General features: G+C 34.0%; 23 protein-coding genes. 3 read left to right on the top strand and 20 right to left on the bottom strand.

Going from position 1 to position 20823, the window contains the following annotated elements; all coding sequences use genetic code 11:
• Positions 1-335: 335 nt before the first annotated feature.
• From JNUCC76_RS05790 to JNUCC76_RS05775, 4 genes are all read right to left on the bottom strand, one after another.
• Positions 336-1520, bottom strand: coding sequence for an IS30 family transposase (locus tag JNUCC76_RS05790; protein WP_454153345.1), 1185 nt, complete (start codon positions 1518-1520; stop codon positions 336-338).
• Between the two features lie 262 nt (positions 1521-1782).
• The gene (locus tag JNUCC76_RS05785) at positions 1783-2193 is read right to left on the bottom strand and encodes a hypothetical protein (RefSeq protein WP_454153343.1); all 411 of its coding nucleotides are present in this window, start codon (positions 2191-2193) and stop codon (positions 1783-1785) included.
• A gap of 296 nt (positions 2194-2489) precedes the next feature.
• Positions 2490-4142 (bottom strand): replication initiation factor domain-containing protein, encoded by a 1653-nt coding sequence (locus tag JNUCC76_RS05780; protein WP_454153342.1) that lies wholly within the window; start codon positions 4140-4142, stop codon positions 2490-2492.
• A 398-nt stretch (positions 4143-4540) separates the two neighbouring features.
• Positions 4541-4837, bottom strand: coding sequence for a hypothetical protein (locus tag JNUCC76_RS05775; RefSeq protein ID WP_454153340.1), 297 nt, complete (start codon positions 4835-4837; stop codon positions 4541-4543).
• Positions 4838-5160: 323 nt separating this feature from the next.
• Here JNUCC76_RS05775 and JNUCC76_RS05770 point away from each other — a divergent pair, with 323 nt between their 5' ends.
• Complete coding sequence (locus JNUCC76_RS05770) at positions 5161-5676, top strand: GNAT family N-acetyltransferase (RefSeq protein WP_454153338.1); 516 nt, start codon at positions 5161-5163, stop codon at positions 5674-5676.
• 174 nt (positions 5677-5850) lie between these two features.
• On the opposite strand, the gene JNUCC76_RS05765 is transcribed toward JNUCC76_RS05770, so the two are convergent.
• Genes JNUCC76_RS05765 through JNUCC76_RS05755 form a run of 3 tightly spaced genes read right to left on the bottom strand, consistent with a single transcriptional unit; the run spans position 5851 to position 8057 of the window.
• On the bottom strand, positions 5851-6162 hold the full coding sequence (locus JNUCC76_RS05765; RefSeq protein WP_454153336.1) for a hypothetical protein: 312 nt from the start codon (positions 6160-6162) through the stop codon (positions 5851-5853).
• On the bottom strand, positions 6162-7541 hold the full coding sequence (locus tag JNUCC76_RS05760; protein ID WP_454153334.1) for a cell division protein FtsK: 1380 nt from the start codon (positions 7539-7541) through the stop codon (positions 6162-6164). Before JNUCC76_RS05760 ends, JNUCC76_RS05765 begins: the two co-directional genes overlap by 1 nt.
• A 15-nt stretch (positions 7542-7556) precedes the next feature.
• Positions 7557-8057: a PASTA domain-containing protein gene (locus JNUCC76_RS05755; RefSeq protein WP_454153332.1), complete on the bottom strand. Its 501-nt coding sequence runs from the start codon at positions 8055-8057 to the stop codon at positions 7557-7559.
• A gap of 120 nt (positions 8058-8177) precedes the next feature.
• Between JNUCC76_RS05755 and JNUCC76_RS05750 the strand changes: the two genes are divergently transcribed.
• Positions 8178-8618: a hypothetical protein gene (locus JNUCC76_RS05750; protein ID WP_454153330.1), complete on the top strand. Its 441-nt coding sequence runs from the start codon at positions 8178-8180 to the stop codon at positions 8616-8618.
• A 75-nt stretch (positions 8619-8693) separates the two neighbouring features.
• On the opposite strand, the gene JNUCC76_RS05745 is transcribed toward JNUCC76_RS05750, so the two are convergent.
• The 10 genes from JNUCC76_RS05745 to JNUCC76_RS05700 form a co-directional block, all read right to left on the bottom strand.
• Positions 8694-8951: a hypothetical protein gene (locus JNUCC76_RS05745; RefSeq protein ID WP_454156528.1), complete on the bottom strand. Its 258-nt coding sequence runs from the start codon at positions 8949-8951 to the stop codon at positions 8694-8696.
• Positions 8951-9313: a hypothetical protein gene (locus JNUCC76_RS05740; protein WP_454153328.1), complete on the bottom strand. Its 363-nt coding sequence runs from the start codon at positions 9311-9313 to the stop codon at positions 8951-8953. Before JNUCC76_RS05740 ends, JNUCC76_RS05745 begins: the two co-directional genes overlap by 1 nt.
• Positions 9314-9744: 431 nt before the next feature.
• On the bottom strand, positions 9745-10071 hold the full coding sequence (locus JNUCC76_RS05735) for a hypothetical protein (protein WP_454153326.1): 327 nt from the start codon (positions 10069-10071) through the stop codon (positions 9745-9747).
• Positions 10072-10084: 13 nt separating this feature from the next.
• Positions 10085-12583 (bottom strand): ATP-binding protein, encoded by a 2499-nt coding sequence (locus JNUCC76_RS05730; protein WP_454153324.1) that lies wholly within the window; start codon positions 12581-12583, stop codon positions 10085-10087.
• A 31-nt stretch (positions 12584-12614) separates the two neighbouring features.
• Positions 12615-13073, bottom strand: a complete 459-nt coding sequence (locus JNUCC76_RS05725; protein WP_454153322.1) for a thioredoxin domain-containing protein — start codon at positions 13071-13073, stop codon at positions 12615-12617.
• A 320-nt stretch (positions 13074-13393) separates the two neighbouring features.
• Positions 13394-14023, bottom strand: a complete 630-nt coding sequence (locus JNUCC76_RS05720) for a hypothetical protein (RefSeq protein WP_454153320.1) — start codon at positions 14021-14023, stop codon at positions 13394-13396.
• A gap of 134 nt (positions 14024-14157) precedes the next feature.
• Positions 14158-14727 carry a hypothetical protein gene (locus tag JNUCC76_RS05715; protein ID WP_454153318.1) on the bottom strand — a complete coding sequence of 190 codons (570 nt, stop codon included), beginning with the start codon at positions 14725-14727 and terminating at the stop codon, positions 14158-14160.
• Positions 14717-15241, bottom strand: coding sequence for a hypothetical protein (locus JNUCC76_RS05710; RefSeq protein WP_454153316.1), 525 nt, complete (start codon positions 15239-15241; stop codon positions 14717-14719). Before JNUCC76_RS05710 ends, JNUCC76_RS05715 begins: the two co-directional genes overlap by 11 nt.
• A gap of 15 nt (positions 15242-15256) precedes the next feature.
• Positions 15257-16429, bottom strand: a complete 1173-nt coding sequence (locus JNUCC76_RS05705; protein WP_454153314.1) for a phage tail tip lysozyme — start codon at positions 16427-16429, stop codon at positions 15257-15259.
• The gene (locus tag JNUCC76_RS05700; protein WP_454153312.1) at positions 16429-18393 is read right to left on the bottom strand and encodes a CD3337/EF1877 family mobilome membrane protein; all 1965 of its coding nucleotides are present in this window, start codon (positions 18391-18393) and stop codon (positions 16429-16431) included. Before JNUCC76_RS05700 ends, JNUCC76_RS05705 begins: the two co-directional genes overlap by 1 nt.
• 128 nt (positions 18394-18521) lie before the next feature.
• On the opposite strand from JNUCC76_RS05700, the gene JNUCC76_RS05695 reads away from it, so the two are divergent.
• Positions 18522-19010 (top strand): MepB family protein, encoded by a 489-nt coding sequence (locus JNUCC76_RS05695; protein ID WP_454153310.1) that lies wholly within the window; start codon positions 18522-18524, stop codon positions 19008-19010.
• A gap of 136 nt (positions 19011-19146) precedes the next feature.
• Here the strand turns inward: JNUCC76_RS05695 and JNUCC76_RS05690 are convergent, their stop codons facing one another.
• The 3 genes from JNUCC76_RS05690 to JNUCC76_RS05680 form a co-directional block, all read right to left on the bottom strand.
• The gene (locus JNUCC76_RS05690; protein ID WP_454153308.1) at positions 19147-19674 is read right to left on the bottom strand and encodes an alanyl-tRNA synthetase; all 528 of its coding nucleotides are present in this window, start codon (positions 19672-19674) and stop codon (positions 19147-19149) included.
• A 25-nt stretch (positions 19675-19699) separates the two neighbouring features.
• The gene (locus JNUCC76_RS05685; protein WP_454153306.1) at positions 19700-20179 is read right to left on the bottom strand and encodes a GNAT family N-acetyltransferase; all 480 of its coding nucleotides are present in this window, start codon (positions 20177-20179) and stop codon (positions 19700-19702) included.
• 274 nt (positions 20180-20453) lie between these two features.
• The gene (locus JNUCC76_RS05680) at positions 20454-20822 is read right to left on the bottom strand and encodes a hypothetical protein (protein ID WP_454153304.1); all 369 of its coding nucleotides are present in this window, start codon (positions 20820-20822) and stop codon (positions 20454-20456) included.
• Between the last annotated feature and the right edge of the window lies 1 nt (position 20823).

Below are 20823 nucleotides of genomic sequence, written 5' to 3'. Positions count from 1 at the left end.
GTTTCACACCTTATGCTTATAAGTTTATACTTTAAGGTCAAGCTGAAAACCATATGTTTAATATAATGGTAATATATGCGTTATGTTGCTGTAAAATTAACGGTTTTTATGTTTAAATTAAAACACAACTTTCTCTACATTAGCATGATTTTGTTTAAATGTAAATAACATTTTCACGCTTTTAAAACGTTAATACGTAAGCTTTTAGCAATCTATTTACTCGATATTATAACAAACATTTCAGAAAATTTGTTCTTTCATGATTAGTCATAATTTTAAGTGTAAATAAAAAAGACACTTTTAGTGTCTATCGTATATTATTTATTTTATCTGTCCTAATTGTTACTTTTCGATTTTTCTTGTTTCTCAAGCATTTTTTGTTTACGTTTTTCATATGCTCTGCGATATCGTTGCATGGCTTTATATTCTTTATCAAAGACTTCCATTGGTCGTTTACCATCAAGTGCTTGTCTAAGTGGCAATGCATTCATTTTATAAGCTACTTCATCTAATTGTCGTTGCTTCACATCTTTAAATGACGTGCCTTTAGGATACCAATCACGTAGCTTACGGTTTCGATTTTCATTAGAACCACGTTGCTGTGGTGATGACGGTGTAGCATAGTACAACTTGATTTTAAGCTGTTTCTGCACATATTCTAAGAAGTCCCATGAAATGAATTCTGAACCGTTATCAGCTGTTACAGTTCGCACAGCTCTACCATAGCGTTCGTGAAATAATTTAAAAGCTTCAACCATGTCACTAGATTTCTTACTGTGCACCAGTATTAACACTGTAAATCTGGTTTTGCGTTCAGTAAGTGTCATGATTGCAGTTGTATCTTGATAACGTTGATTATTCATTTTAGCAGGCAGAACTAAATCAATTTCCCAATGACCAAACTGTTTACGGCTTTCTACAACTTGTGAACGATCAAATATAGAATGGCGGACTAATTCTCCGTCATTTTTTAATTGCTCACGTAGTCTAGCCATTTCATGTTCTTTAGCACGTCTAGTTTGTGCAACAGCTCGCTCTTTTGGCGTACCAGTTTTTCTATGATACTTATGCTTACGAATATCAATTAAACCTTGCCTAGACCATAGTCTAATCACAGATGCCGACACATCAACATCTTGCACATTGCCAGCGATTTGTTCGGGCGTCCAATGCTCAACATTAACCCAAGTCTCAATGATTTCTTTTAATTCAGGTGTGAGTTTAAGACCAGTTCCCATTTTACTACGCTTTTTTAAGGCTAGATATTGACCACGTTGTGCCGAATACTTGATACGTGCGTGTATATCCATATTCAGCAGTGTTCGTCTATCGAGATGTGAGAAATCTAGCGTGTTACCACGATGCAGTTCACGTAGTATTGATGACGGTGTATAGCCTAAACGCCTTGCTATATCTGCTTGTGTCATTTTCTCAATATTCCACAAGTATTCAATCATGTGACGTTGATTTTCGTTTAGATGTGGTTGGCGTTTTCGTTTTTTAGGTGTTTTATCACTCATAAAACATACATACTCCTTTGATTATTAATGTTGGGTATATCATATTTTTCCCTAAAACAAGTGTATCATTTCACAATCATGCTTATTATTTTATTTTTTGACTTATTCAAAAATAGAATAATAAGCATAAATACCTGTACAAGGTTGAGACTATCAATATTATATAGGTTATTAAATAGTTTGAACGGTTTATCACTAAAAATAACAATATTGTGAGTAGCACTAGTCTAAACTATATGCCCTATTATTTTATTATTTATCATCATATTGCTCTTTCCTTTAATTGACGTTTAGCTTGACACAACTGTTCTTCAATCTTATTCAAACCACTTTCGGTATTGCGATCAGTTCCCTGAATCAACAAATTTAAATCACGATAAGCAAAAGTTAACTCAATTGATTTAGAGACTAAGTCTTGTACCTTAGTTGCCAATTCTTTGTTAAAAAAAAGCACATCTCCGTAGGTTTGAGATTGTGCTTGTCTAATTTTAGCTTGTAATTGCATTGATACGCTCAACGTAGTTTGAAAGTTTGGTGCACCAGCTTTGAATTGAAAACCTTGTCTATCGCTTTCTAATGTTTGGTTTAGTTGACCGTATAAGTCTCTAAATCGTTCTAACTGCTTGATATACAGCTCTAATTGTTCTGGCTGTAACCATATTTTTGTTGGCATTCTTATTCTCCTATTTTCTTATGCTAAATAATGCTTATCCTTACCACTTTCATCAATAATTTTTAACGGTTCGCCATTTATTTTTTGCGTGCTGGGTACTCTTTTTGTAATTTGCGCATCACATCAGCTAGAGTTATCCCCGTTCATATACTCATTTTGTGAATGCCCACCGATTACCTTATACATCTTCATGCCTCTTTCTTAATTGTTTAAATGAATATCAAGTGTTACTAATAAAAACTAATATTAACGTTGATAGCATCAATATATATTTATAGTGTGAAGCTATGATACCCTCAAAATGGTAAGTTGACTTTTTGTTCGAACTTTGCTGTTTCTTCATGATAGTCTTCCTGTTCTTTATCAAATTTCATATTTTCTTGATGCAAAATACTATTTGCATTTGTAATTGCATTTACTAAATTAGCTTTAACCAGCTTTTGATGTTCTGCCGACAACTCAACACTATTCATCGCTTCAATAATTTCATGCCAATGTCCTGTTTTCTTTAACACTGCTAAACTAGGCACAACCGATTGCAATACCCATTTTTCGATACGTTCCACACTTTGCCTTTTTGGTTGTCTAACAAACTTCATTTTCTTTCCTAAAGCTGTTAATAGTGACCAAGCAGGCATCGGCTCAACTGTTTGCTCAATCATTTCACGAACTTTATCTGATTTTAGCTTCTGTGCATCAATAGGCTCATTAGTAAACCACAAATAGGTGTACAAAATATCAAAAGTTATATTAACCAACTTTTCATCATTGTTAAGCCATTCATCAAGGACATATTCTGCTTTATCCTGATGCAATTCTAATTCCACACGAGTTTTAACATCAGTATCATAACCTTTATTGGCTTGTTCTTTGTGTTTATCATAGGCACGAATAACAAAAGGCGATTTACCAAAGTCCACCGTCCAGCCGTCATCAACATTGCCATGGACCGCATAGGACTTCGATTTACTCCAAAAGTGTTTTTCTTGAACAGCTTTAACAAGGTCGTTCATGTTTAGCAAACCCCGTTTATCATTTATCGCAATATCTAGTCGTGTTAGATGCCCCCGATATAATCTTGCCTTTTCAAAGAAATCACGCCAATTCATACTTTGTTCTAACAAAGCTTTTTCAAAAAGCCGTGTACCTTTACCAGTTAAATAAAGCGTTGTCCCAAATTTTTGCTCAATCGCTTGTGTTTCTGGGTTTTTAACTGGTGCAAAGTCTTGTATATAGATATTCTTTTCGCCAGCAAATGCCATTTCACGAGTATAAAAGTTTTGAGATGTAGGACGTTCCAAAAACAGATTCTCTTGAAGCCTTAACACATCAGCAATCACTTGCTTTGAAGTTAAATCTGGGAACGTCAATGAAACCCAATCAAATTGCACTTCAATAATTTGGGCTAAGTCTGGATATACTGCCAATAACTTGTTAACAAAACGTTCACTGATACCTTGTTCTTTATTTTCAATACGTCGTATCGTTTTTTCATTGATACCCATAGCGAGTGACAGTTCCTTTTGTGTTACACCAAGCATTTGTCGTATCAATATCAAATTATTGTTTGTTAATGCTGCTACATTTAACTCTTGTGTCATAGTTTTTTGTCCTTTCAACAGTTGGTATCGACCAACATTTTTTGAATCAACTAATTTTTCTAAATCAGTTGAAGCTGTGTTTTGAATTTGCGCATCAGAATGTTTAAGTTTTGCCTTAAAGCCTGATAACTCACTACCAGTAATTTCATCAATCGCAATTTCACTACCGATGTTAGGCAATTGTCCCAATTCAATAGCCGATACGATCACGTTATAAGTATAAATAATTTCATCATTTAATTTCATACCGACCATAATAAGTATTTCCAACGATAACCGTAAGCTATGTTGTGTTGTGCCTAAGAAAATAGGCGTGTAGGCTTTTGGCTCATTGTTAATCTTTATCATGTCGGCTTTCCTTTCTCAAAATGTCCGATTTGACGTTTTCAAGTGGACATTTTTGTTTTTTGTTCTAAATGGCTTCACATCGGCGTTTGTTCCCCATATTGGGTTGACGCTTTCAGCGTTTTTACCGGTTTAACCCCCCTGTTAGTAACTGGGGGTTAAAGCCTTTTTGGTGACTTTATTTTTGGCGCATGTGCCAGTCGCTGACACACACTGGTCGTGTGTGCTTAACCGCGACCACGCACCTTTGCCCCCTTAACGCTCCGCGTTGGGGCAAGGCGTGGCACTGTCTCTCTGCTGGTCGCTACGAGCCACGCCAATAATAAAGTCACTATGTACATAAAGCCCCGGTCTATTACAGGACATTAACTGTAAAAGGCTAGAGATTTAACAATAGTTACTTACTTGATATGTGACAATTGATCCAGCAAACCTTGAATGTCTTTTGTACGATTGACACCGTGTGTCTGCAAAGACTTAGCCGTACCAAGCAAGAAACCTAAATTCTTGCGTAGTTCAGCAAAGTAAGGTGGCAGCATTGGACTAACAGCACGTAGCTGTTCTTCATCTGTCATTACTTTTTTAATTTCATCACTTAGTTGAGCAAGGTGTTCAAGTCCACCTATCTTTTCAATGGCCTTCAAATCTTCAATTGATTGAGCGGACAAAGATTGAATTTTTTTAACTTCTAAAGCCATATTTTTTACCTACTTTTCTTTATTAAACTACAAATATTTAATTAACAGCAAAGCTAAACAAAGATGCTAAGTGTTGGACTTCTAGCGTGGTATTTCATGATTTTTTATCCTTTCAAATATTTAACTAACCAAAAAATTATCAAAACAAAAAGTAATAACTGAAGTTGAAAATTTGTTTTCTAAAAAAATACAACTGACAAAATTTCTATGCTTAATTGGAAATTTAAATTCTAATCATCAAATTGTTATGTAAAATGTTTATAATGTAGTAAAATAACCAAAAAATAAAACAGCTTAATTGAGTACATAAAAAAGGAATCGTTATGGACAGAACAATTATGATTTTCAATACATCGGTAAATCATAAAAAAATTGCAAGACCCTCTACATTTACTATAAAAACTCTTGTAAAAAACAACGTTGATATCTCAAAACTCTTTTATGAGTCCTATCACAATACAATTGATGACGAAGGCGAAAATTTACAAGATTGGAACAACGAACTTTCTGAAGTTTTTAATTCAAAGTATGGACACATTATTAAGCAACTGTCTTTTTCTCTGTACAAAGATAAACAACTTATTGGTTGTTTATTGAGTTCGCAGTTTAAAGGCATCACATTAATTTTGTATGTTGTCATTCACCCAAACTATAGAGGTCAAGGATTAGCTAAGTTTTTACTTTCAAAAGTAATTGAAAATGGTAAGCAATTAAACACCTCCAAAATATATTTGGTTGTGACCAATGAAAATACGTCAGCATATAATCTTTATAAATCAATTGGCTTTAAACCCACTGGAAAAAAATGGGAAGACATTTTGGACAAAAAATACATTTAGTTGCTATATACCAATCAATGTTTACATAATGTACGCTATACAAAGTAACGGTATATCAACGTTTATAGGTACTAAAAAATGCTTGTGAAATCTTAAAATTCACAAACATCAAATAACACTATTTTTACATTTCACAAACTAGTCATTTTAGAATTTTTCACAAATAATGCCAATTTAGACCAATTTTTTAAATTCCTTGATATAAGCATCTAACTGTTCTTGCGAACTTTCAATATGCTTCATCAAATCAACGATATCCTGTGTAAAATTAAAGACATCAACATCTCTTATTTCTGCAATAAGACGTAACGCTGTTTCATTTTCAATTGCGCCACTTTCAACATCAATATTTTTAACGATATTTCTAATGTTAGCCATTTCGTTAGCATCAATCGAACGCAACTTATCTAACATCAATGACATATTTCTTGAACCATTGACTAAACTTAATCTAGTTCGCTCAATTGTTATAATATCAATTGCCATTATTTCCCCTGACTTTCTCTTATTGCGATATTTTCACGCATGTATTCATGTAAATTAAAATCTCTTGGTACTTCTGGTGCAAAGAATGACCTAACTTGACTATCCCCAATCTTAATAAAGCCCCACCCTTTCAAATGTGATGACAAAGGGCGTAACTGTTTTTCATTATCAGGGAACACCATTTTTTCGATTTCTGGTGTCGGCACACCCATGTTAATACGCATATTCAATTGGTTACGTACTGCCATTGGCAAAGAACCCGCATCAGGTCTCTGCATACCAATCAAAATATAAAAACCAAGTTCACGTCCCAGCATAGCTATCTCATTCAAATTAGACATTGCTGTATCATAGCTTGCTTTAATTGGGTCGTCATAGGCTAACCTATCATTCATTTCAACAAAAGCCCCAAACTCATCAAAAATTAAAAAGCAAGGCTCAAAACTAAAGTCCTTATAGGTGCCAATGTGACCTGATGCCTTTAACTCTTCCATACGCTCTGCACGCTTCATCATTAACTGATAATACTTAATCACAGCATTGTTAATTTCGGATGCCGTACTATGAACACGTCCCTTTAATTCATCAAGATATTTCAAACTTGCCAAATCAGAACGCTTTGGGTCAATAATATCAACATACTTAGTAACCTGTAATAACTGCCCGATAATCGCAAACATGGTATACGACTTACCAGTACCAACGTTACCTGATATTAAAGCATTGTAGAAAGTATCATACTTCCAATCAATACCCTTTGAAATCTGCAATAGCCTTTTTTTAGGTTTCAATTCTTTTAACTGTCGTCTAAACTTAATTGGGTCAAAAGCAAAGGTACTACTCATCTTATTTTTACTAAATTCAGTTGTCTGTCTATCAGCAAGTAATGCTGTTTCAACCACATTATCAAACTCATTTTTAGAAAAACTTTCCATGTATTTCTGGCCGTCTACTGGCTCTTGTAAAATCAGTTGACCTGTTTTATGCAGTACCTTTAACTTTAGTTTTGGAAAGTAAGCTATAAATGTCCCATTATCATCACTAGCAGTATCAAAGAACCCTTTGGAAACAATCAACAGGCTTATCATCTGGCGTAGTTCAACTGTTTTCAAGTATTTTGAAATAAAATCGGAATGTTCTGGTGCGTAGTTCCTGTAAAACCAAAACAAACCCCAACCAAACAAACCAGTCAACAAAACACTTAACACAATAGGTGACAGATACCACCAACTATATTGTCTTTGCATCAACGATTGAAAAATATTCAAATACCAAAACCCAAAGCAAACCGTTACTAAAAACAAAATAAAAAGCAAAGTCCTTTTAAATAAAGACTTTGCCAAATATTGATCACTATATTTAATTGTTTTATATTTCATAAACAAACCTCTTTATTATGCTTTATCGTCATCCTTTTTTCCTTTTTTGAAATGTAATTTGTTACCAATATTAGCAGATACATTTGAAGTAGTTTCTAAAACATTGTGAATTTGTTCTTGCGTCCTTTGTTTTTTTAACGCTTTTTTACTTTCTTCTTCTTGAGCCAAAAGTTGACTATCAATAAGTGTTTGTTCATCGATGTAGTACAATTTCACAAAGGTGTTTGGAGCCACAGAGGTATTTCCTTTTGGTTCCATTTTTACAATAGAATTTGGTAATGCATCAGCATAATGTAAATCTGCCTTCACCGGTACTTCAGAATGATTAAAATTATACTTATCTATTACCGCTGTTGCTTTTTCAACATCTAATAATTTTACATCGGGTATTTTAAGGTAGTCTTTCCTTTTCTCTAATTGATCATTAACGATTTTAGTTCCTTGCTCCAATACATCTGGTGCTACTGCTCCAAGTGCCATTTTCCCAATCGTACCAAACAATTTTGCTTTTCCCATTTTTATTTCTCCTATTCAATCCAATTGTTTTAATTATACATTAAGCCTTACAGAAACTGTTCAAAAAAAACATGGGCTATGGTGAAAGAATTGGCTTTCATGAACTATAAGGAGAATAAAATGCGCAAAAGAGTTTTCACCATCAGTTTTATTGGAATATTAATAGTTGTAGCGGGAATAATCGGTATCATCGTTTCTGACAATTTACATAAAATTCCATATTATAATTCATCTACAAACCACATCATATTATCTGATAAGATAAATAAATTATCAGGCGATCAACAGAAAAAAGAAATGTTTACATTGGCTAGAAATGCTTTGAAAAAAGAAACGGACAAAAACCAGAACTTTGACTGGAGCAATTTTGAGGATGACAGTTTGTATGTTGAAAAATTAAAAAGTCCACATGTTTACCTGCTAGGCTATACGATTCAATCTCGAAAACCCTTGGTTTTGAATATTAGATACGATCTAGTAGTTAAAATAGGCGTCAACAATAGCCGTGCTAAAAGTGATGAAATACAAGTCTTGAACATGGAATTGTCGATTATAAAATAGATATGCAAAATAACACCATAAATTTGTGGTTGTTATTTTTTGTCATTGATGAACTTTCTGTTTATTAGCTATTAGTTAAATATCATGCTCCAATCTCTGCATTTCATGATTGATAACATTGTCATACATTTGATGTGTAAACTCATTTCTAAAGCGTTCCAACTTTTCAGGACTACTCTTAATTTCATTCAAAGTCAGACTATGTTGGTCGGGATATGGACTATCAGTAGCATAATCTTGCCAAGCAATTTTCTCATGAACATTGATAATCGCTTGAGCTAACAACAACACATTTTTTCGGGTCATATGATACTTCTTAAATTCACTCATGATTAAACCCCTTTTTCATCACTTTTAACAGGCGCATAATCATTTCTAATCAATGCCGATAGCTCATTATAACTATCAATATATTCAAGGTAATTACCAAAAATATCTAAGCTATTATAATTACCAGCTCTAACCATTAACTTTGCCTGTTTAGCAAAATACTCTAACGACATATCATGATAAATAAAAGCATATCTTGTTTCATCAAAATCTTTAATTTGGTCTTTGATTGCTAAATACTTATCATGAAATACCTTATAAGCACGATTGGCTTTACGTAAAACATCTTCGTTTACAAGCATACCCTCGGAATAACCAAGCATCGTGGTTTGTAAATCTGCCATTGTAAAATTAACTTGCAACATAATTGTCTCTTTTCTATACGTTTTCTCATCATTAACTTATATTTTAATTAAATACTTATAATACAATCTATTTTGTGATAGCATTTATATTGTGTTTAAAAAAAGAGAAGAGAAATATATCATGCTATTTTCAATAATCGTAAAATTAATCGTAATATTATATGCTTTACTAATGGTTTTTGCTTCTATAAAGGAAATCAATTCAAAAAATAGATTAAGTAACACTGTCAACATAATTAGTGGCATTGCCATTTTTCTTTCAAACTTCCTTGGAAATGAATACTTTAAAACAATTTCAATTATCGGGCTACTGGTTTTTATCGTAACCGCAATTTTTAATGGATTACAAAACCATGCATTTCACATCAAACACCATATTATTAGATTTATCATCACAATAATTTTTATCATTTTAATTATCTATATTTGAGTTAGTTGTTTTTACGTCTATTCATCATATCAAAACGAACCACATCTCGCTTTTTATCCAAAATAACTGTAATCGTATAATAACTAGCTTCAATCTTCAAAGTAAGTTGCTTTTTATCAAAAGCGGTTACTGTGTTACTGGTAATCACACCAGTTTTGTCTTGAATATCTTTTGATAAATCACTAGCCTCTGGAATCGTAAAGGCTAAGTCTTTAGTTTTATAGATTTCCTTACCGAAATCATCTAACGCTTCAAAATCTCGATTGTGTCGTACATACAAAAAGGCAATGCCAAAACCAAAAATTAAAAACAAAATAAAGTTTCCCATACTGTCCTACTTTCTAAGCATACTTTTCTTCTAACTTGGCACTCTCGTTTGAGTTAACTGTCTTTAAGGCTGCCGTCCATTCATCAAAAAGTGAATGAATAACCACCTTACCAACCCGCCCATAAATATCTCTAAACAAACATTGTCCCTTTTTCAGGTTAGCTAACATTTCCATATTTGCTTTGGTCACTGGCAAATTAAACTGTTTTAAAATGTTTTCACGGTCATCAGAACTATCAAAGGCAAACAACTGACCATACTGTCCGATACTTTCTTCATCATCACTATCTTTCACACGCTGTGTGGCGTAGAAAACAGCGTTGTTTTCAGAACGCCCTAGTCGCTTGATGCTATCAAACACATTCTTACCAGCCTGTGAAGTCGTAAATATCCAAGCTTCATCAATCATTTCTAAACTAAACTCATCTGGGTTGGCTCGACCAAACTTTTCAAGATACTTACCAAGTGCCAACATCAAAGCCATTGAATACTTTTGTGTTTCAGTATAAGTACGGCTATCTTGTTTAGCATTTGGCAATTGCAAACCAGTAACTTCTAAGATTGTACGTTGGTCATTAAACTGCAGACTATCCGTTGAACCGTCACTAAAGGCTAAGCGCAACATCGTCTTTGGGACAATACTTTGATAGAAATCTGACAAATCTTTTTCAGCCTGTGAACCTTTAGCTAATTCATCAAAAACTGTTAAAGTTCCGACCTTTTCGCCTTGAATACGCATCGCACAAACTTTACTAATGGAACGATTAAGCGCTGTCTCTAATTGAATATCTTGTGAAATTGGTCTGATTTGTACTAACATCTCTTTAACCAAAGTCAAGACATCAGGTATATCATCTTCGGTACTTTGCTCATTCAAAGTTAAAATTGGGTCAAGCACCCCTAAGTTATTTCTATCATTGGCATTTAAAGTGACAAAATGAAACGACTCAATCAACTTACGGAAGTAAGGGTTTTTCTCGGTTTCTAATGCTCGCATAAACCACCTATGAATTTCTTGCTTAGGATCAATATATAAAATCTTGACGTTAAACATTGCCATGTGAAGCAACAATAATTTAAACAAAAATGACTTTCCTTGTCCGGTATCGCCTGATAATGCAAGGTGGGGACTATCTGTTTTAGCACCCCTTATACCTTTGTTGGTAATCACTAAATTAAGTAGTAATAATAGTCTGGAAGATGCCACGGCTTGTTGGATAGTCTCAAACTTATCTAGGCTCAAAACACGCCCAACATAGAAACCAGTATGTGAACCTAACGCTTGACTAGTACCAAACATCAACTCCGCTAGTGCTGGTACAGTTGTGTATTGTCGCCATTGTTTGAAGACCCCCAAATTAACTGCTGGCAATGTTTGATACAATAATTGTTCTTGATTGAAGCTAGGTTGATACAACTCAATATCACGCTCAAAAGTCTTTAAACGTGTTTTAAGTTTATTGACCTTTTTCTTCAATTCTTTAACGTTCTCATCTCGAACTACTAAAATAACTGCCCATTGTAGAAACCCATTTTTATCATCAAGGACATTGACCAAATTCTTCGCCAATTTGTAATTCAACTCACTACGTTTTGAACTATCTTCATCAGTGTTAAAGGCATCACGCAATTCATCACGATACTTGCCTTTTGATGATTTGGTTTGTTGTTTCAAACCACGCCAACCGTCTCTTTGTGGAAAATTGATTTTGATATGCACTTCTACTGGAAATTTATAGGATTGTATTTCTGGTAATACAGACAAAAATTGCATCTTGTCTGGCATATTCAAAATGAGATGCGTGAAGTAATCTTCTTTTTCATCTGTAATTCGTTTAATAAAGCCTGTTTTCGATAAATCAAAGACCGTATCACGCATCGCCATAAGTGACTTTTCTTTTTCGTGATGATAAGGCAAACCAAGCATGGCGACTAATCTATCTTCGTCCATTTTCTCGGCATCAATTGATTTCAAGATGCTCAACACATCTTCATTCATGGTATTAAAACGTTCAAAGAAACTATCATCAAATTTGACCTGATACCTAAATGTCTCGGCAATGCGCTTCATCACTAAATCAGTTACAAAACTAACCTTGTCTTTTAAGTCATCACCAACGTTGATATTTTTGAGCTTAACCCCGATATAAAATTCATCAATAATGGCTGGGTTGAACTCACTCTCTAATAAATTGACTTCTTCTTGACCGATATAATACTCGGCAACTTCTCGCAAATCATCAGCCCAATCATCACTCGTGCCTTGAATACGACCAACTAAATCCATATCTTTAGGAATGAGTTTTAAATCAACATCATCATATTTTTGTAAACGTTCAAACACATCAATAAAACTATTTTTGTATTTGCGTTTATCTTCAACATTGGCGACATTGATTTGAAAAGGCTTAATCTTGTAGTAAGCCCACACATCGCCAATCGTAGTCAACAATAGATTATCTCGATACTGCACAACAGGGTTTTCATATTTGACCGTTGCTTTTTTTGCCATAAATTAAATACCACCTTTCTTTTATTATTTGTCATTGATCACTTGCCCTGGTCTCTGCAAAATTGTTAATCTGTTTCACATTAATTGAGACTAATTTCATGTCTGGGTTGTTTGGCTTCATAAACGTTGGTGTTTCTTGAATAGCAAAATCGCTAATGTAATGTTTGTTATTAGGGTTTTGTACATTGATTGTTTGAATTTGCTTGTCATCGTTGTTAAAGTTCAAAATATTGTGCCAAAAAATTCTAGGATAAACCTTTTGACAATGTGAACAAGTTGAATTGTAAAACATCACGGCTTCTGCTTTTGTATTTAGTCCCTTAACATCGTTATTTTGAAAATTCATTGATGCGTATGGAATAAAGAAAAAACCAGCCACTAATAATACAATGACTGGTAATACTTTAATGATAATAATTGTAATTGGTTTGGGTAATTGCTTTTTTGTCCCTTTCTTAGTATCAGTAATATTTTTAATGTATTGCTTCATGGTTGGTTACTCTCCTTTTTTACGTCACTTATTATCTTTAATAGCTTTCTGATTAACTAGACTTTCTATTTTTTCAATAAAAAACTTCCGTGAGTTGTATATCAAGGAAGTTCATATTCATTATATTCTCGCAGAAGTTTTTACATTTGATAAAAAATATTCCCAAAAATTTTTTAATTACTTGGCATCAAATCTCATTGAGTTTATAGTGACTACTTAATATAAAATGAAAATATTAAAGCCAACTATATTAATTTGATTTCATTTCATTTCATTTTTATAAATTTTGTCCACACCTTCCCTACAAATAATGTGACAGTCTATGATTCCAAAAGTTCATATTCAATAATATCTTGGTCTTGTATCCATTCAACATCGCCTAAGTGTATTGTAATTTCATACATGTGACTTGTTGTTGCGCTGTGGTGCTTAACCAATGTAGGTGTAGTTCCAAAAGTTTTTTCTACTTTGTCAGCTACATCTTGAAATGACAAATTATCATTTACTTGAATTGATAAGATGACATCTTGTTTCTCAAATTTTGTTTGGAAAGCGGTATTGGAAGGATCCTGTTTGGAAGTAAAGGCCTCACTTGCTTTAAAACTAACAATAGTTTTCGCCATGTTAGTCGTAAGGCTTAGGCCAGTCCAATTTTCTATTTCATCAAATCTAAATTCACCTTTTTCCATCCGATCAAAATTTTTATTTGTTATTTTTGAATTATTTTTCAAAACATACACAAGCATAATTCCTAAGGCCGAAAAAATGGCAATATTAGTCAGACCAATCGCGAAATCAATAAAAGAGTTGTTTGAGAATAATACCGTAATGCCCCAATGCGCACCATAAAATAGAACTATGAAATAGATGATGGCTTTTATTATTGCACTTATATTTATAGGATTATTATGTTTTTGAATATATGCTTTTAATTTTGGTGTAAATGTCATTATACGCTCTCCCTTGAGAAACAGTATAACATTCCTAATGATAATTTAGCTACATACATTGCCAAACGTTTATAATACATTTTAAAGTATCTCATTCAAATACAGCCATGTAATTTAAATTTCAAAACACTAGCCTAGTAATGTGTATTGTTTATTTTAATTGACGTAAATTTTTGAGTTTTAATATCAAACCAGCCATGTAATAGCACGGTTTGATTGATTGCTTTTTGCCCTGTGCCACTGATTTTGACAACGACAGTCGCTAGACTTTCAATTGCTTGGTTATCTAAATCACTCGTGTAACCTGTGGCTGTTTGGTATTGACTAGTTAAACCAAGATTATCAATTCGTGAACCGCCTGTGGCATCTAGTCCACTATCGAATAATTGATTTTTTTGGTCATTAGATAGTGACAGAATATCAGACACCTTACTAAATCGCTTATCATAATCTGATTGACTACTAAATGTATAATAGGCTTTTGCAAATTGTAGTAGCTTGCTTTTAGCTGTCGTATCGTTTGCATTGTAGGTCGTTTGTAAGTTATCAATTTGTGTCGTGACATGCTTTTGTGTTTTAGTCACTTGTGACACTTCCTTTCTAACTTCTGCTATCTGTGACCGTTTATGATTTGTGATTGACATTGTGATGCCAAGACCAACCAAAAGCAAACCCATAATGCTAAGTAAAACCTTATTTTTCATTATCGAATGCCCCTTTCAAGGTTAGTCGTGACATATCAGTCACTTGCTTTTCATCAGTATCATAAGTAATTGTGTAAGCCACGCTTTGTGCATCACTTTTAGCAATGACTAAATACTCTAAATCAGAACCCCAAGCATTTTTCAGCCCTACAAGTGGTACATCATAATGCGCCTTGTCACTAAACGTCACACTAGGCGCAAAAGTTTGAGTGAGTTCGTTAATCACTTTTTGAGATGCTAACCCTTTCAAGCTGTCAGGATAAGTTGAAGTAGGCTGATTACTAAATGTCTTAACAAAGTTAGTCACTTGATTAGTGCTGTCACTAACTGCTAATTGTTGTGATTGAGGACTAGATACAATTGTTTGTGTTCTAACCTGATTTTCTTTTTCCTGTTTTAAATCAGCTTTAGCTTGTACTAGCTGTTTATCTAAATTAGGCATCTGATTGAATTGGACTAGTAAAATTCCAGCCATCACTAAACTAGCAAATATGATTAAACGACTATTTTTCATACTATCTCCTTTCGTTTATTTACCTTGAATAAAGGTTACACCTTGACCTGCTGTTAATTCTCTAAAACTAACCGTTCCAGTCCCAGATGCCACAACATTACATTCACTAACTAAGAAATTTGTTTTGTCATCACTGATCGCTTCAACTACGGCAACGTGTCCGTAAGTCGGGTCGGCACCGTCTGCACCTTGTGAGAAACTAACCGCCCAACCCACATGTGGCTGACTATCAGTTTTGTACCCTTTGGCTTTAGCGTTCTTACTCCAATCAGCACCATTACCTAAACCATTTTCAACTGGTGTGCCTAATTCTTGCATACGATTATAAGTGTACCAAGTACATTGTCCGAATGGATAAGTGTTTGATGATGAAGTGGCTGTGAAATTAGTATCTTTGATTTTACTTTTATAAGCACTAGGAATTTCTTTAACTGGCGCGCCACTCGTTCCCATACTTTGCGCAACATTAGTAGAACAACCACTTGAATTGTTAGTTGTGTTATCAGTATTTTGAGTGGTTTCAGTACCAGTTGTTGCAGTATCAACAGCAGTGTTTGATGAGCCATTAGACAACTTACCATACCAAGCACGAGCATAAGATTGCCTTTTTGATGTTGTCCCTGCACCACCACGTTCCCACTTTGCTCTTAAAAATTCAGTGGCATCATCAACGTCGGTCATTTTCAGACCTTGCTTTAACAAGTCAGAATTTGTGCCGTCATGATTTAAAGCAAAATCTAACTGCAACCCAGTATCAGACCATTTCTTATTTTGTGATTTCGCATAATTCAACAACTCGACACGTCTTGAATTGTCCCATTGATTAAGACCCAAAGCATAACCACTGATACTAGCATTCATAGCGGTACTTTCATTGAATGTGGCATTTGATTGGACGATGCTGCCATTAAAACCACTTTCATTTTCAGTATTACCTAAATAACCAGCAATACCAGCTTCAGTCACGCCTGATATTTTTTTCAAATTATCATGAATTGATTTGGCAATCGTTTCTTTATCAGCAATGGTTGTGACAGTTACTGTGATATCTGTACTTTGACAGTCATTGTTATTATCCTGATAAAAAAGTGCCATTACGATAAGTAATAGCACTAACAAAAAAGTGAAATAAGGCGCTAGAAAAAGCACAATTTTATGTTTGAAATGAGACACTAATTGTTTTTGCATCACAACTCCTTATCTAATTCTTTTTCCTCATCTTGTGTAATTTGTTTTTGATGATGAACGGCTTCATCAAAATTTCGATGTTGCAATTTATCATCATCTACTGGTATTGATTTTGGCTTAGCTGGTTTAGCACTGCTTTTCAAAACTTGTGAGCGTGTTTCACGTCTCTTTTCAGTCAATTTTTCACTGCTTTCGTTATCTGACACCCGACTACGATTAAACGACCTTTCAGGCTCATTAGAACCGTTTCCATGATTATCTTCTGTGGCTTTGTCACGTATGAGATAAGGTGTGCGTTTATAAGTTGGTAATTCATCATCATCGCCATGACCATACCTATCAGTGTAATCTTCATCACCCAATCGTTGTGCACGCTCTTGTCTACGTTGTTCTTCTAATTCACGCATTTCTTGCTCATCAGGCGCATTACCACGTCTATCACGGTTTTCATTATCGCCTTCATCTTTATTTTTTGACTTGTCTTCTGATTTGTCTTTAGCATGACGACCACTAAAGCCTTTGATATTTTCAAGCCCATGTTTAGACGAATTGAACATCTCACTACTTGCTTGCATCGCACGTTGTCCCGCCTGTGTGAGTTGAATCTTGTTCAAGGCTTGATTTGCCATTGATGAACCAGTGACCGTTTGGACTAAGAATGATTTATTTTTCCAAAGTAAGACCATTAAAACAATATAGACAATTGAATTAAGTAAAGCACTGGCACTGCCTGTGACTGGTACAATCGTATCTGTAACTGTGCCAACCCACGAAACAAACATGATGCCAAATAACAGTCCGACTTTTGCGAATAGCAACCCTAATGCAGACAAACCAGTTTTTAAAGCACTGTTTGAAAAGCGTGGTAGCAGAGAAAGTAAAACTGTAAATGGAGACAAATAGTAAAGCAAAATTGCACCTAGTTGCAATATCAAATTAAATACACCAATCATGAGCAATGGTACACCATAAGCTAGCGACATAATCGGTGCCATGAGACCCACAGATGCTTGATACCATTCTTCGCCACCGTCCCTAGAAAGATAATCATTTGATTTCGCTAAGGCATCAATCACATCACTATCAGCTTTACCCCCAATTAAACGATACGAGCCGTCTTTTTCACTTGCAACTAAATTTGTTGTTTCAAAGTTCGCCAATGTATAGGGACGAATAACCGCTTTTTCAAAAAAAGTTTTTCTTATCGACTTTTCAAATGTATTAACGCCTGTATACTGCTGTGTTTGACTATTTGTTTCAGTAAACATAGCCGTTTGAGCGGTTGACGTGAATTCATTAACTTTCGTCAAGACTGTACCACCAGCACTTATCCAAGCACTACCGATAATAGCTACTAACAAAACTGATAAAATACTTTTCAAACCAGCACCACTTTTGACATTTTGAATAAACACCCAGACAAGCCCCAAACCGAAAGCGGTATACAATAATTGCTTAAAGATTTCCCCAGCCCATGTTTGTTTGGTAAACTGTTGGACGTTTGAGAAAATATCATTGATCCCTTGCGTGATATTGGTTAAATCAAACATTTTTGATAAAGCGGTATCGAACAATGGATAGATAATATATAAATTAAGTGACATGAACAAACTAGCGACTAAATGAGCTGAACTTAACCCTAAATCTGTCAACGAGCCTGATTGATAATAAACCGTGAAATTTTTAGAAATATTTTTATTTATCCAATCAATATCATTATATTTTAGTTTGTCTTTAATTGTTTTTTCGGTGTGTGTGGGTTGAGTTGTCCCCTCATCAACTGTCTTTCCGTCTGCCTTATCTTTTGCCAATGCTTCCTTATCGGACTCACGTTTGGCTTCTTTTATTTCTTTAGAATCATAAGTTAACGCATAAACATGTTGTGGCGCAATCATAAAGCTACTAACTACCAGTGAACTAAACATTGACACCATGACGAGTAATAGTAAGATTGATTTTTTCATTGATTTTCCTCTCTGAGTACGATAAAAACACTCACATGGATGTAAGTGTCTCGTTTGTTTAAGTTGACGCATAAGTGATTGACCGTGTGATACAATAAATGAAATAAAAGTTGATGTATGGAGTTCCGATGAAATCTTTAGAAGTATTAGAAAGAATAGCAAACCAGAACAATCTTGTAATATCCAAAGTGCATGAAGAAAAACAAAACAGTGATTATGAGGGACTAGTTTTGTCGTTTAGTGATCATAGCGTGCGCAGTCGTTTAGCAAAAAAAACACCAACAAAAAAAGGATATTTTGTGGTGGCATGGGAAAAAGATAGATCGAATCAAAATAAACCTTTTGATGATGAAAATAGCCCAGATTTATTGATGATTAGCATTATAGACCAAGCAAAAATCGGGATATTCATCTTTCCCAAGTCTATTCTAATAAAGCACAAAATTCTAAATAGTGGCAAGATTAAGGGTAAAATGGCGTTTAGGGTATATCCAAGCTGGGAAAACGATTTAAATAATACAGCTGTTAAAACACAATCCTGGCAAACCCCTTACTTTGTTGATTTATCTCTAAAAAAGTATAGTCAAAAAATTAGTTTACTTTTGAATCAACGATGAAACTTATTCTCAAATGTATTGTCCGATTACCATATTTTTATTGAAAACAGTTTGTTATTTGTAAGCTTATCTAAATAATATCGATTTTTAGTGAAACAAAAAACACTTACAAGTTTTGTAAATGTTTTGCTGAAACTTATTTAGTTAATTTTTCCCATGTATAGACTAACCATGACGGTTGGTAATAAACATTTGAATCTGCACCATTGTCCGGTATCTTTCCTTGAGTTATATCATATACAACCCTAGTTGTCTCTTCGTCACCCTTATAACCGTTTTTGAACAATCGCTCAACTAACAAATTCTTGTCTTTGTTGTAGTAAACTTCAACTTTTGCCATGTCGCCACAATCTTCGGACGTATCCATCATATAAGATATATCCGCACCAGTACTATTTTTCAAAGCCTTATCTAAAGTAGACCTATCAATCAAATTCGTGTTACTATAAGTAATTTTGTAATCTTTACCAGCAACATATTTTTTGGTACTTGATGATGCTTTTTCTGAACTAACAGATTTGGTAGGCGCAGTTACAATTGTTGTTGTACTTCGGTGTGAAAGTTTATAAGCGTAACTGCCTAATGCAATGACTAAAACAGCTAAAATGGCAATGATAGCATAAAGTATTTTTTTGTTCTTGTTGCTTGCTTTATTTTCTGACATAATAGTTACCTCTTAATTCAATAGGTTAACTTTGAAATTCTTGTATAGAACTTCTGTCATCTGACGGATCATATCTTTCTTCAAAATGGTTATTGGTAAAATCAGTTATAACAGTACGCCAAAAAGCCTGAGCAGGATAATTATTCTTTATTTGTAGAACTTGCCATTTTCCAGAAAATTTTGAAAAAATTTGTTTGGCTGCCGCTTTACCGACCCCTTTCCCTGAAAAATATTGCAGTACAAAGAATTGCTCGATAAAATTAGGAGAACTGTGCTCTTCTTCTCTAACCATAGCAAAACCAGCTATTTTATCATCGGCTAAAATTAAAAAGGCATGGTACTTATCGTTTGACCAATACTTTTCCATATCTGCGCTTTTAAATTTAGCTTGTGAATTTACAGTTATAGTTGGCACATACTTGCTAAATTCATACTGATAAAATTGGTATAAATGTTGAATGATTGTTTCTTCTGTTTCGTTTATCTCTTTCAAATGAACCTTCATGTTTTTTCTCCCGTACAATATATAATAAACGATATTTGTTAAAACTAAATAGTTTTGTTAGTTAATTATTTGAAATGAATAATTGCCGTTTGAATTGGATACTATTAATCGTGTGTTGAGTTTGACAATTTTCTCAATTTATTTTATCACACCTCATATGTTAACACTTTATATTTTCATTCGCATCTGTTGGGACTGCCCCAACTTGCCCTATCGTTTGATTGACGATGCCTTAATAAAAGCATGTTTAACCATGCTCTTTAAAATTTTTTACTTACAGTATCATGTACTGCTTTGAATTACTATTAACACGCTTTCCCTGATACAATTGATTTTTCCAAAACCAAAACTGCCAAACATAAGTGACTAAATATCTAATCGTTGTTTCAAATGGTAGATTATCTCTTTTGAGTTGACGGTCTAAATAGTAAACAGCTACTTCACTTACTATGATTAACCCGAACCCTAAACTAAGATACTGCATGTGAAACCAACCTAAGACATAACTAATGAATGCTGTGATGATTAACGTGATTGAAAATAAATATAGAAATCTTGTGTCAACCATAATAGGTAAACGCATGCCCTTACCAATTTTGCTAAACTTCGCTGAATTGATATAAACTCGTCGATAATTAAACATG

Source organism: Leuconostoc sp. JNUCC 76, from assembly GCF_053667755.1.
The sequence above is the reverse complement of the archived record's forward strand: the minus strand, read 5'-3'. Positions and strand labels throughout refer to the sequence as shown.

Bases quoted from the DNA above. Each gene is read 5' to 3' on its own strand.
- JNUCC76_RS05790 (WP_454153345.1), bottom strand. From the start codon at position 1,520: ATGAGTGATAAAACACCTAAAAAACGAAAACGCCAACCACATCTAAAC.
- JNUCC76_RS05785 (WP_454153343.1), bottom strand. From the start codon at position 2,193: ATGCCAACAAAAATATGGTTACAGCCAGAACAATTAGAGCTGTATATC.
- JNUCC76_RS05780 (WP_454153342.1), bottom strand. From the start codon at position 4,142: ATGATAAAGATTAACAATGAGCCAAAAGCCTACACGCCTATTTTCTTA.
- JNUCC76_RS05775 (WP_454153340.1), bottom strand. From the start codon at position 4,837: ATGGCTTTAGAAGTTAAAAAAATTCAATCTTTGTCCGCTCAATCAATT.
- JNUCC76_RS05770 (WP_454153338.1), top strand. From the start codon at position 5,161: ATGGACAGAACAATTATGATTTTCAATACATCGGTAAATCATAAAAAA.
- JNUCC76_RS05765 (WP_454153336.1), bottom strand. From the start codon at position 6,162: ATGGCAATTGATATTATAACAATTGAGCGAACTAGATTAAGTTTAGTC.
- JNUCC76_RS05760 (WP_454153334.1), bottom strand. From the start codon at position 7,541: ATGAAATATAAAACAATTAAATATAGTGATCAATATTTGGCAAAGTCT.
- JNUCC76_RS05755 (WP_454153332.1), bottom strand. From the start codon at position 8,057: ATGGGAAAAGCAAAATTGTTTGGTACGATTGGGAAAATGGCACTTGGA.
- JNUCC76_RS05750 (WP_454153330.1), top strand. From the start codon at position 8,178: ATGCGCAAAAGAGTTTTCACCATCAGTTTTATTGGAATATTAATAGTT.
- JNUCC76_RS05740 (WP_454153328.1), bottom strand. From the start codon at position 9,313: ATGTTGCAAGTTAATTTTACAATGGCAGATTTACAAACCACGATGCTT.
- JNUCC76_RS05735 (WP_454153326.1), bottom strand. From the start codon at position 10,071: ATGGGAAACTTTATTTTGTTTTTAATTTTTGGTTTTGGCATTGCCTTT.
- JNUCC76_RS05730 (WP_454153324.1), bottom strand. From the start codon at position 12,583: ATGGCAAAAAAAGCAACGGTCAAATATGAAAACCCTGTTGTGCAGTAT.
- JNUCC76_RS05725 (WP_454153322.1), bottom strand. From the start codon at position 13,073: ATGAAGCAATACATTAAAAATATTACTGATACTAAGAAAGGGACAAAA.
- JNUCC76_RS05720 (WP_454153320.1), bottom strand. From the start codon at position 14,023: ATGACATTTACACCAAAATTAAAAGCATATATTCAAAAACATAATAAT.
- JNUCC76_RS05715 (WP_454153318.1), bottom strand. From the start codon at position 14,727: ATGAAAAATAAGGTTTTACTTAGCATTATGGGTTTGCTTTTGGTTGGT.
- JNUCC76_RS05710 (WP_454153316.1), bottom strand. From the start codon at position 15,241: ATGAAAAATAGTCGTTTAATCATATTTGCTAGTTTAGTGATGGCTGGA.
- JNUCC76_RS05705 (WP_454153314.1), bottom strand. From the start codon at position 16,429: ATGCAAAAACAATTAGTGTCTCATTTCAAACATAAAATTGTGCTTTTT.
- JNUCC76_RS05700 (WP_454153312.1), bottom strand. From the start codon at position 18,393: ATGAAAAAATCAATCTTACTATTACTCGTCATGGTGTCAATGTTTAGT.
- JNUCC76_RS05695 (WP_454153310.1), top strand. From the start codon at position 18,522: ATGAAATCTTTAGAAGTATTAGAAAGAATAGCAAACCAGAACAATCTT.
- JNUCC76_RS05690 (WP_454153308.1), bottom strand. From the start codon at position 19,674: ATGTCAGAAAATAAAGCAAGCAACAAGAACAAAAAAATACTTTATGCT.
- JNUCC76_RS05685 (WP_454153306.1), bottom strand. From the start codon at position 20,179: ATGAAGGTTCATTTGAAAGAGATAAACGAAACAGAAGAAACAATCATT.
- JNUCC76_RS05680 (WP_454153304.1), bottom strand. From the start codon at position 20,822: ATGTTTAATTATCGACGAGTTTATATCAATTCAGCGAAGTTTAGCAAA.